At 40.6% G+C, this 10753-nt stretch carries 10 protein-coding genes; all 10 read right to left on the reverse strand.

Translation table 11 applies throughout. The features are described from left to right. A partial coding sequence (locus KGY70_10955) for a sulfatase-like hydrolase/transferase (GenBank protein MBS3775698.1) occupies nt 1-359 on the reverse strand: 359 nt, incomplete at its 3' end. 72 nt (nt 360-431) lie between these two features. Next, complete coding sequence (locus KGY70_10960; GenBank protein ID MBS3775699.1) at nt 432-1919, reverse strand: sugar porter family MFS transporter; 1488 nt, start codon at nt 1917-1919, stop codon at nt 432-434. Nucleotides 1920-1951: 32 nt separating this feature from the next. Next, entirely contained in the window at nt 1952-2563 is a 612-nt protein-coding gene (locus KGY70_10965) for an SIS domain-containing protein (GenBank protein ID MBS3775700.1), read from the reverse strand. Next, nucleotides 2541-3461 carry an ROK family protein gene (locus KGY70_10970; GenBank protein ID MBS3775701.1) on the reverse strand — a complete coding sequence of 307 codons (921 nt, stop codon included), beginning with the start codon at nt 3459-3461 and terminating at the stop codon, nt 2541-2543. Before KGY70_10970 ends, KGY70_10965 begins: the two co-directional genes overlap by 23 nt. A 1-nt stretch (nt 3462) precedes the next feature. Continuing rightward, a complete protein-coding gene (locus KGY70_10975) occupies nt 3463-4515 on the reverse strand; it encodes a hypothetical protein (GenBank protein ID MBS3775702.1) in 1053 nt (350 codons plus the stop codon). Between the two features lie 100 nt (nt 4516-4615). Further along, nucleotides 4616-5641: a hypothetical protein gene (locus tag KGY70_10980; protein MBS3775703.1), complete on the reverse strand. Its 1026-nt coding sequence runs from the start codon at nt 5639-5641 to the stop codon at nt 4616-4618. Nucleotides 5642-5692: 51 nt separating this feature from the next. Continuing rightward, on the reverse strand, nt 5693-6526 hold the full coding sequence (locus KGY70_10985; protein ID MBS3775704.1) for an HAD family hydrolase: 834 nt from the start codon (nt 6524-6526) through the stop codon (nt 5693-5695). Between the two features lie 62 nt (nt 6527-6588). Next, on the reverse strand, nt 6589-7224 hold the full coding sequence (locus KGY70_10990) for a DUF1080 domain-containing protein (GenBank protein ID MBS3775705.1): 636 nt from the start codon (nt 7222-7224) through the stop codon (nt 6589-6591). A gap of 55 nt (nt 7225-7279) precedes the next feature. After that, nucleotides 7280-9514, reverse strand: coding sequence for a hypothetical protein (locus KGY70_10995; protein ID MBS3775706.1), 2235 nt, complete (start codon nt 9512-9514; stop codon nt 7280-7282). 57 nt (nt 9515-9571) lie between these two features. Next, nucleotides 9572-10753, reverse strand: a 1182-nt coding sequence (locus tag KGY70_11000) for a hypothetical protein (protein ID MBS3775707.1), incomplete at its 5' end; no start/stop codon positions are given.

Here is a 10753-nt window from a genome sequence, read left to right on the forward strand (position 1 = left end):
ATGGTTAATGTGTTTAAAGGTAATCCTTTATCTTTTCTTTTTGCACTCAAAGCACCTTCAAATCTTTCTCCTAAACGATGCTGATACATACCCGTTAAAAAAGCCGCTCTAGTAGGGGAACACATGGGACCATTCGAATGATAATCCATAAAGAGCATTCCTTCTTCAGCTAATTTGTCTATATTAGGGGTAAAACCTATTTCTTCGTTATATGCACCGACATCTCCATATCCCAAATCGTCAATTTCTATCACCACTATGTTGGGTTTTTCCTTATTGGTGGTACTTCTTGTACATGCTGAAGTTAAAATGAAAAGAAAGAAAAAGGAACTTAAAGCTGCGTTTTTTAGATATTTCATAAATTCCAATATGTTATTTAACCTTCTAATGCTTCACTAACTGTTAATAGGCTGTTTTTGACGAGCGGTATCTCATAAATTTTTGGGATGCTTACCTTCCAGAAAATGGTTTTCTATATATTCAAGAGAATGTCCTTTGGTCTCTGGAATATACCTGTATACAAAAATAAGCCCCAGAATGCCTATTGCTCCATAGATTAAAAACGCACCCCCGGGATTAACCAAGGTTCCTGTTCCTGCAGGATCAGCCATTTTGCCAGTGGTAACCAATCCCAAAGTAAGAAAAGTATTGGTTATGATAAAATTGGAAACCCAATTTACCATAGTAGCTATACTCATTCCAAATCCACGGATTTTGGTAGGATACACTTCCGAAATAAGCAGCCAGGCAATAGGACCCAAGCTTATTGCAAAGGAAGGGATATAAATCATCATACTGGTAAAAGCCGCCCACTTAACAGTAACAGCGCCAATGCTGCTATAGAAGGTAAACACAACTCCCAGAACTGCTAAAGAAGCAGTCATACCAATAAGACCCAGATATAACAGTGGTTTTCTTCCCCAACGATCAACGAGCATAATGGAAACTACTGTGAATAATACATTCACAAATCCAAGCGGCAGGGCGGGAAGAATTGCATCATAAACAGGCTGGGTGCTTTCTGCACCGAAACCTGCCATTTCAAATATGGTCGGGGCGTAATAGGTGATCGTATTGATTCCGGTGAATTGCTGGAAAAACATGATACCCGCTCCAATAATCAGGGCTGGCCGAACCCATGGTGCAAGCAACTGCTTCATGGAACTTATTTGAATTTGTTCTCTTTCTTTTTTTACGGTATTTTTAATTTTCTCTAATACCTCTTCTTTATTGCTCTCCCCGATTTTATCAAGTACTTTTCTAGCCTCATCTTCACCTTTGTTAACCATTAACCATCTTGGTGTTTCAGACAGGAAAAACATACCTACAGTCAAAATTAAAGATGGAATTAACCCTGCCAGAAACATCCACCGCCAGCCTTCTTCAAAATTTGCAAAACTCAAACCCGCAATATAAGAAAGAAAAACTCCAATCGTTATAGCCAATTGATTGATAGAAACCAAAGCGCCACGAGCCTGGGTTGGAGAAATTTCAGAAATATAAAGCGGCACTGTATAAGAAGCAAGACCAATACCGAATCCGATAATTAATCGCCAAATAATAAGTAATGCAACGGAATTGGCAGCAGCAAGACCAATTGAGCCTACGGTAAATATAAACCCAGCAATTATGATAACCTTTTTACGACCCAATTTATCGGTCATCCGACCGCTGAGTATAGCCCCGATTGCAGCACCGAGTACTGTGATACTAACAACCCATTCCTGATGACGTTCCGGAAGTACAGCCATGTTATTCATAAGCAAATCCGGATCATTTTTAATCAACAGCAATGCCCCGGAAATAACGCCGGTGTCAAAACCAAAAAGCAGACCACCAAATGCTACAATAACTGCTATTAAAATGACATAACCTCTGTTATAGGTGGGTTTCACGGATTCATTAGATTTTTTGTCCATATAAACCTAAATTTAAGTGTTTAAAAAATTTATTATTTCGTTAGATCTTGGTTTTCAATAAATGCATAAGCAATCATATGGCATATCATCATGTGTAAATCTTCAACCCTCCCGTAATGAGCGGAATCAGCAACAAAAACATTATTGGCCATATTGGCAAGTTTACCTTTCTTATTGCCAACCAAAGCGATGGTATGCAGCCCTTTCTCATTTGCCCATTCAAATGCTTTAACCAGGTTGGGCGAACTTCCGCTTACACTCATTGTCAATACCAGATCATTTGGATTCGCAAAATTTTTTAATTGCTCTACAAAGACATCTTCATATGCATAGTCATTTCCTATCGCAGTAATCAAGCTCGTACATTCATTAAGAGAAAAGCATTTGAAGCGGTTTTCCGCTGCCTCGGAAGAACTTTTTCCAAGATCGGTTATAAAATGGGAGGCATTCGCAGCGCTTCCACCATTGCCAAATACAAAGATTTGCTTTTTATCTTTGTTTGCATGAACAAACTTTTCAATTATTTCTCCAACCTGATCAACAGGTATTGAATCAATTACTTTCTTTTGCTCTTCAATATAGTTTTCAAGCCAATCGTTTACCTTCATAATTTTATCTGTTTTAAGTGAATATTTTTTGTGCAAGTAATAAAGCACCTATTGAAACTACATCCTCACCCAATTTTGCTATAGAAACCGTTGGGCCCGGATAAAAAGCCTTCATGACAAACCGGGGAAGATTAGAAGCAACAGATTTTCGCAGTGGCTCTCCCATAAGAGAAAGCCCTCCCCCCAAAATAATCATTTCGGGATGAAAAAGATGGACTACATGAGATAAACCAAAAGCCAAATCCTCAGCAGTCTCTTCCAGGATGGCTTTTGCACCGGCATCACCTTTCTGAACAGCCCGGGTAATGAAAGCTGCCTCCGAGTGGGTACTCTCTCCCACCAATTCGGTCAATTTGCTGTCAGGATTAGTAGATATATAATTGCGCGCTTTTTTATCAACTGCCCATCCTGAACACAATGATTCGAATGTAGTCCCTGTTTTATCATAGCGCAATTGACCTATTTCCGATTCACCGGGTTCTACTCCATGATAAATTTCTCCATTCATAATATAACCTCCTCCCACACCACTACCCAGTGTTACATAGAAGACCTTGTCATATGTTTTTCCGCTTCCAAGGTGAGCTTCTGCCAATGCTGCAGTATTGGCATCATTGTCAACCTGAACAGGTAATCCCGAGAGGTTTTCCAGCCATTCAACCAGATTGAAACCACTCCAGCCTTTTACCTGATGAGATACAGCTATTGTTCCCTCTTGATAATTTACCGGTCCGCCAAACCCCACACCGATACTTTCAATACGGTCAGATTCAAGAAAATCCCTGAGGACCGGCTCCATTTTTCTCCGGATGGTTTCTGCTTCTTTAACTTCCCCCACATTGAGCCGGGACCTCTTTGATATCTCCGTATTGTTGTTTCCAAGCACAACCTGCAGTTTCGTACCGCCAATTTCTATTCCCAGATATTTTTCCATATTAAAACTCCAGATTTTTGTCAAAATCCTCGTATTTTGAGAGTATTTCTTCCGGAGTGGCGGTTCCTGTCTGGTTTAATTTTTTTACGGTAACAGAAGAAGCTATATTAGCTATTAAGCCTGCTTCCGCATAGGAGGCTCCTCCCAATAAAGAGGCAATAAGCGCAGACATGACTGCATCGCCTGCACCTGTCACATCAATGGATCCAGAGGGATCGATAGTGGGTATGTGTATAATATCTTTATTATTCTCCGGCTGATATAAATACATCCCCTTTTCTGCTGCGGTAATATAAAGTGGTTTTTTGGACTGGGCATATAATTGTGAAGCTGCCTTTTGAATCATTGTTTGATCTATTTCTTCATCCTCTGATTGAGTATCGATGCCAGCTCCTTTTATGGCTTCGAACCTATTGGGTTTTAAGATCATATTTTTAAAATCATCAATCCTGTGTCTGGAATCAACCATAAAGGGTTTGCCTGCATTTTCTGCTATTTGGTTGAGCTGATCACGTAAATACTTAACTCCCAAAATTCCACACTCGAACTGATCCTGCAGCAAAACTGCATCTACCTCTTCTATTAAATTTTTAATGGTGGATAGTTGGCTTTTAATAAAATCTTCCGATGGAAGCGTGTAATTGTCAAAATCAAGACGAGAATCTTCCTGTTTACTTTCACTGGAATGAAGAATTGGCTTAATATAGGCTGGGGTTATCCTATCTTTCAAAGATTGTGCATAATCTGCATGAATTCCTCTATCTCTTAATTCCTTTTTGAGTATTTCACCTCTCCAGTCATCTCCCATCAGAAAATACCCGTAAACATCCAATCCAATGTCGCTGGCATTCCAGGCTACGGTTCCGGAAGCGCCGGGGGTATATCGTTCATCTACAATAGGTCGTGGAAATCTTGGGGTTTCCAAAGAAAGAGTGGACAGGGACATATCTGCCTCCCAATAACCATCCACGCAAAAATCACCTATAATCAAAACTTTTTTTTCCCGGGATCTTTCCAGGATATCTTTCAATCTTGCTTTCTTTAATGTTTCCATAAATACTATATATTAATTGTTTTAAACATGCCGACCAATATGTCTCTGGTATTTCCCCACTATTCAAGCGGTTAATTTATTCAGAATAATTATTAAATGATTACTCATATACCAGTTGTTCTTCTACAAGCTTATATAATGCCGGAATGGTTTGCAGATGATTGCCCTGAATATATATGCCCTCTCCTTCATAGGCCTGAGGTATTCGGGTAACTACACTCTTAAAATCCCTGTAATAATACTGTTCTTTCGTATTGTCGGGAAATCTATCAGGTACCGATCTTATATCAAAATCTGCAGTATTCAGATGACGGATCTTATATCCCGCATTGGAAACCATGGAAACGGCTTTAAGAAGTACTTCAGGTCCGGTTATTGCAGTCCCTGCATTAATATACATTCCCCCGGAATTCAATTTGGTGACCTCATGGGTGAAGATATCAAAATCAAAGCCGCTTGTTTTTCCCTTGGCCGAGGCACTAAAATTGAGATGCTGATCAATTATATCGGTTCCAATAGTAGCATGGACCGTTACAGGTATATTCTCTTTATAAGCCGTATAAACAATGCTTTTTTCGGCATGGGGAAAACGGACCGAATAACCTTCCTCTAAATCCCTGTGGTGCAGTTTTTCTCCTGCAATCAAAGCCCCCAATGATTCTCCATACCCCAGGTTATTTTCTGCTCCCCACCTCAGGGCATCGTTGATATATTTTCCCGTTTCATAGGCAAATCCAAAATCACCAGAGGACAAGCCGTTGGGAACATCCTCACTCGTTTCTCCGATAAGGGCAAACTCGAAGTCATGGATTGAGGCTGCTGTGTTCATGGAAAGCACAGTTATTATCCCTTTTTTCAGCCATTCTATTATAATCGGAGACAATCCATTCCGGATGGGATGGGCGCCCATCATCCAAAAGACCGGTTGATTGTTGTTGTAAGCATGAACAATTTTGCCAGCAACAGATTGTAAGCCCTCCCGGTTTTTTATCGTGTAGGTTTTTTCCCTGCATGCCTTTAAATCAATAAATGCGTTAACCGAAGCCTTGTTACGGCGCTGTGCTATCGGATAGGTCTGCAATCTCTGCCGATCAAAGACCTCGTATTTTCCATTGTATGAATCCATAGATACTATATTTAAATTAAATTAGAACAAGCCCTTCTCAAAGTCAAAGATTCAACAAGTTTCATCCAAAAGGTAAGATATCAGCTTTTCGTGCTCCGAAAAGTCCGTAACCATCAGGTCGGCTCCCGCATCAATTAATCTTTGGCGCTTATGGGCATTCATGTTGTAAGCGTTATTTTCCACGGAAGCAACTCCCAGGGCAATGGCATTAATATCCTTTGCATTCCGGATTTCTACCACACCGTCTCCGACAATCATCAATTCACTGCCACTTAAATTATAATCCTTCAAAATCTGCTGAATGACCATCTCTTTTGAAAAATTTTTATAATCCCTCAAAGCACCAAAAATTCCTCCCTGCTTAAAATACGAAGCTACACCCAGTACTTCAGCCTCATGAATAACGTATTCCACATCGGTGCCACTAGCCAGATACAGCTTAACATCAGAATTATACAAATCACTGAGAAAATCAATTGCTCCGTTAACGGTGAGGTCTTCACCTGTAAGCTCACCTGATTCGAGCCTGGCGATTCTCTCCTCGACTATCGGGTTTAATTTTTCATAGTAAAGATCTTTATATTCTATGGGATCCCGGGGATTACCCCCTCGTTTTTTGACTTCTTCTGCAAGCTGCATCATTTGGTAAATGGTCTGCTTCCCGGTAAGGTGATCCACAAAATGAACCACCATATCTTCAATATCTTTCCTGCTCTCACTGGTTCCAGTCTCCATCAAAATATCCACCATCATGGGAACCATAACATCCTGCCATCCGTCACGAATTAAAGAAATCGTTCCGTCAAAGTCAAATACGGCATGTTTGATTTTGCCCCGCTGAATATGGGGTTTGATAATTTCAATGTCTGTATTTTCCAATTTCATATATCCTTCATTCTTATCTAAAGAAAAATATCACCTATAAATCCTATAAAATAAATACTGTTTCAGTTTCCGCTCAAATCACGGTAATACAAATCTTTTGCTTCAATTTTCTGACCCGGATCATGTCCCTGAATGGCGAAATGCCCCTGTGTATATTCTGTGTCGTGACAATCCGTCATTAACTTATCATTTACCCAAATCTGAAGATGGTCACCAACAGCTTTAATACGCAATGAAAACCACTCGTTATCTTCGGTGATGAGTTCCCCGGCCTCACAAGTTGGATTGCCGGGTTTCCACAACCAGCCCGTAAAGGCATCGCTGTGATTATCAACTTGGGCTTCGTAACCGCGGGGAAATCCGTCAGGATTATCTTCCGGAGGATGGCTTCTGAAATAAATCCCACTGTTCCCCTCTTTACTGATGCGGAATTTTCCCTTGAATTCCAGATCGGATAAAACGGGCTCGGCATAAATATGCCCCAACGCCCCTTTTCCTATAAGCACTCCATCTTCCACGTACCACTGGGTTCGGCCACGAATAAACCAACCTTCCAGATTCCGGCCGTTGAAAAGCGATACCCATTCTGCCTGGGTTGATTGAGTTCCCGTGGAACCTTCTTCCCGGTCATTTTGCATAGAGATGGCAAAAAAACCAAGTAACAATGCGAAAAATACAATTAAAATTACTTTTTTCATAGTTTGAGGTATTTAGTTGATAAATTTATTAATATTTTATTGTATTTCAAATGGGTTAATTATGTTTTTGAGGACTGCTTATTACACCCAAATACCGTCCCAACCAATAAGGCAACAGCCAAATATCACCTGCGCTATATTCCGAACTCCCATTATTGCCTCCGTCAAGTTGGAACCTATTGCTGTTGTGTCGATTGATGGGTGACTCATCAGGAGGCAAAACTTCAGCTATGGTTTGATTCCTGAAATTCTGTTCGATGAACTCGAGATCCTTTCTGTGGCTATTCTTAATGTCCCAGGTAATCAGATCGAGCGGATGTTCCTGAAGATACCATATCGCTTCTTCAAGATCGAATTCATTGCTTACCATCGCAGTGAAAAGGTTCCAAAGTCCTTCCTTTTCAGGCCTCTCATGTTCCCAATGGTCAATGATTGCCTTTCTGTATTTGTCTTTTAAGGTATCATTAAAAGCATACCGGTATAAGCCCCAGTAACCCATATAGTACATCTCATCATCGGAATGATTCCAGGATTCGGACAACATCTTGCTCCATTCATCAGCACTATCAGGTGCCTGGCCAATTTTTTCCATGGGCCGCATAAGATTATCCAGATAACCATGTTTATCCATCAATTCAAAAGCCTTTTTCTTGTATATATCTTTTCCTGTAAAATGATAGGCGGTTTGCAGCATGGCAATGATGTTTGAAGAATTGAGCTTGCGGTCTCCTACCATTTTGGGTTGGGCATTTACATATTCCGGATTCCATTTTCCCCAGGTTGTGGGTTTACCATCATAATCCACAAGATAAAAATCGTTGTCCACAACATGTTGCATCAATTGATCGATAAGTCTTACTGCCTTTGTGCGAAGCGACTCCTCATCAACAAGTTCTGCAAGAGCTCCGAAGGCGAAGATATGGCCAATGGCTTCATCGCTGCTGGTTGTGGCTTTCCAGTCCCATTCCGGGTCTGTTGAGTGTTGCCATCTTTCAGGATCAGACAAAACATCAATATAACCACTGCGTTCAAAAGACCGGGAGGGAAAGCCCTGTAAAGGATTAATGGTGTAGAGACGCTCCATGGCCTCAAGCGATTCCCTGCAATTTTGCAAAGCCTCATCAGAGCGGGTAACAGCGTATCTGAAAACCTGGCTGCCAAGATACATGGCGGTCCATAACCCATCATTATCAGAATCATTCAAAAAGCCGGTTGATAGATTGCCGTGATCCATGCCACTTAAAGTAGCATTAAACCCATAACGGATATGCCGGCGGCGCACCTGTTGTTCAAAATACATCGCTTTTTTTCTCAAGGTCATCTCTTTAAAACATATCTTTCCCAATCCTTTTTCAGTTAAAATTAAAACTGACTGATCCGGACCTTTGGCAATATCAATCACCTTATTCCCCGGTAACCATCGTTGACCATAATAATAATTGAATTCACCATCGTCTCTCAACATAAATGCACCTTGGGGAGAGCCAAACCAAACGTGCCCGTTGATTTCCTCCACTACTGTGATCTCGGGACACGGTAACGCTCTGTGGGTTTTACCCGATTGCTCTTTCTTAAGATTATTGATTTCAATATATCCATTATCGGTTCCAATGATGGTTTTGCTGTTAAATCCTGCCAGATCGAAGGAAGTAAAATTGTCTCCTTCAAAAATAGTTTTTAGTTTATGGTCATCAGGATTAAAAGTTGCAAGGGTATTATGCCCTAATATCCAGAACTGGTTATTTCTGGAGGTGTACTTAATATCAATAATCCGGTCGGATATTTTTCCTTTCCAAAGTATTTCCGAATCACGGATTAGCCTCAGTTTTTTCCCATCAGAAACAAGGAACAGGAAATCTTTGCCACCAGCGAAGATTTTTGCTTCCGGCATCTCATGTTCAGAAAACAATGTTCCTGCCCAGGCATTGCTTAACAAGGCTTCGTCATCAAGGTAAACAAACTGATCCCGATAGGTTTTTATATCCCTGATATTTTTGTCTGAAATAGGTCGATAAGAACGATCTACTTCAAGCTTACCGGGATAAAGAAACTCCCCTGCATGAGGTTGAAGCAAACCATTGGAAAAAAATATCTTAATAACACCGTTTCGATCGGCACAAACTTTTTGCAGATTGGTCTCCTGTTTATTGAAATAATATTTAACGCTATAATCCTGTAAAAAAAGGACATCTTTATGAACAGGCTTTTGCGACTTCTGGGCATTGCTCCGCTGAAAAACCAAAGCCAGAGAAAAAACAACAATAAAAAACAAACAACACTTGGTTTTCATAAATCACTCCTATTTAAAAATTATTCTATCTTTTGGTTAATATACTACAGCCTGATTTTAACGTTTTATCACCCAAACATCTGATATATGGGAATATTCTCGCCAATTAAGATGTGACTCTTCGGGAATATCAAAAGTGATACGCATTTTCCCATCCCGAGTGATGTATTTGGGAACGATAAACTCTTTGAACTCTCCTCTCCCTTTATTATATATGATAGGCTCCAGACGTCTCCCATCTGCTCGTATCAGGGCATCACCCTGCCCGCAGACCCGAATGAGATAGTACGCTTCAAAATCCAAGTTTTCATATTCCAAAACCGGATTATTCTGAAAAAGCTGAGAAGATAGCCTGGCCCGGCTATATCCGTTATTCCACCAGGCAACATCAGTGGCATCAAAAGATTTGCTCACCACTCGGGGGCCTGTTTTAATGTTGGAAACATTATCATAATAGTTACCTTTCCCGGGATTTTCCCAGGTTCTTATAATCTTCAGCCGTTTCAGTTTATCCTGTTCACTCTCCATTTTTCTTATTTTTTCAAACTCGTCTGTCAGCCACCATCGATTGTTAAGAGGGTAATTCGCGAATTGAAGGATACATCCTCGTTCCGCCCCCGAAGCCTGGTACTTGGGAACACTGGTTTGCAATCCGCATGAATAAAATAACTCATCGCAATAACTGACAATCTTGTCATAACGATCTTGAGCAACAGGCTCCGAATCGGCTTTGTTAATAATGTCCAAAGCCTTGGTCATGGCTTTATCTGAACCAATCTTTTGGGCCTTTGCAAGAACTTTATTGGCCTTTTTTTCTAACCCCTGCTCGTAAATCTTTCTTTTTCGCTGATAGGCATCATAATAAGCACGCAATCCCAACATCTGCCAACGCCAGTTATCAGCCAGTTGCGGATTTTCTTTATTCAATTCCTGCCAATATCTTAAGGTAGTCTCTATACAACCGTTCTCAATAATCGGACCCTCCCAGTTCTGTTCAAGGGCAAGCACGCCCTCGGCTGCTGTTTCAGCAATTTCAGGGCTAAAAAAGAATCGGGAATATTCAGTCAATATTTCACGAAACGGTTTCTCAATATTCCAACCACGCATACTCCATATCACCTTATTTACATCATCATGGCATCCGTCTGAATAGGAAATAAATCCATCCGTAAATTGTGCATATTTTTGATGGATACTTGCATAGTAACTTGGCTGAGGATTAATCCCCTCCCTTCCAAG

It is taken from the genome of Bacteroidales bacterium, from assembly GCA_018334875.1.
In the GTDB taxonomy this organism is placed as follows: domain Bacteria; phylum Bacteroidota; class Bacteroidia; order Bacteroidales; family UBA12077; genus JAGXLC01.

What these genes read in the sequence shown, in the direction of transcription:
- KGY70_10970 (MBS3775701.1), bottom strand. Translation starts at nt 3,461, where the DNA reads ATGGAAAAATATCTGGGAATAGAAATTGGCGGTACGAAACTGCAGGTT.
- KGY70_10990 (MBS3775705.1), bottom strand. Translation starts at nt 7,224, where the DNA reads ATGAAAAAAGTAATTTTAATTGTATTTTTCGCATTGTTACTTGGTTTT.
- KGY70_10995 (MBS3775706.1), bottom strand. Translation starts at nt 9,514, where the DNA reads ATGAAAACCAAGTGTTGTTTGTTTTTTATTGTTGTTTTTTCTCTGGCT.
- KGY70_10985 (MBS3775704.1), bottom strand. Translation starts at nt 6,526, where the DNA reads ATGAAATTGGAAAATACAGACATTGAAATTATCAAACCCCATATTCAG.
- KGY70_10975 (MBS3775702.1), bottom strand. Translation starts at nt 4,515, where the DNA reads ATGGAAACATTAAAGAAAGCAAGATTGAAAGATATCCTGGAAAGATCC.
- KGY70_10960 (MBS3775699.1), bottom strand. Translation starts at nt 1,919, where the DNA reads ATGGACAAAAAATCTAATGAATCCGTGAAACCCACCTATAACAGAGGT.
- KGY70_10980 (MBS3775703.1), bottom strand. Translation starts at nt 5,641, where the DNA reads ATGGATTCATACAATGGAAAATACGAGGTCTTTGATCGGCAGAGATTG.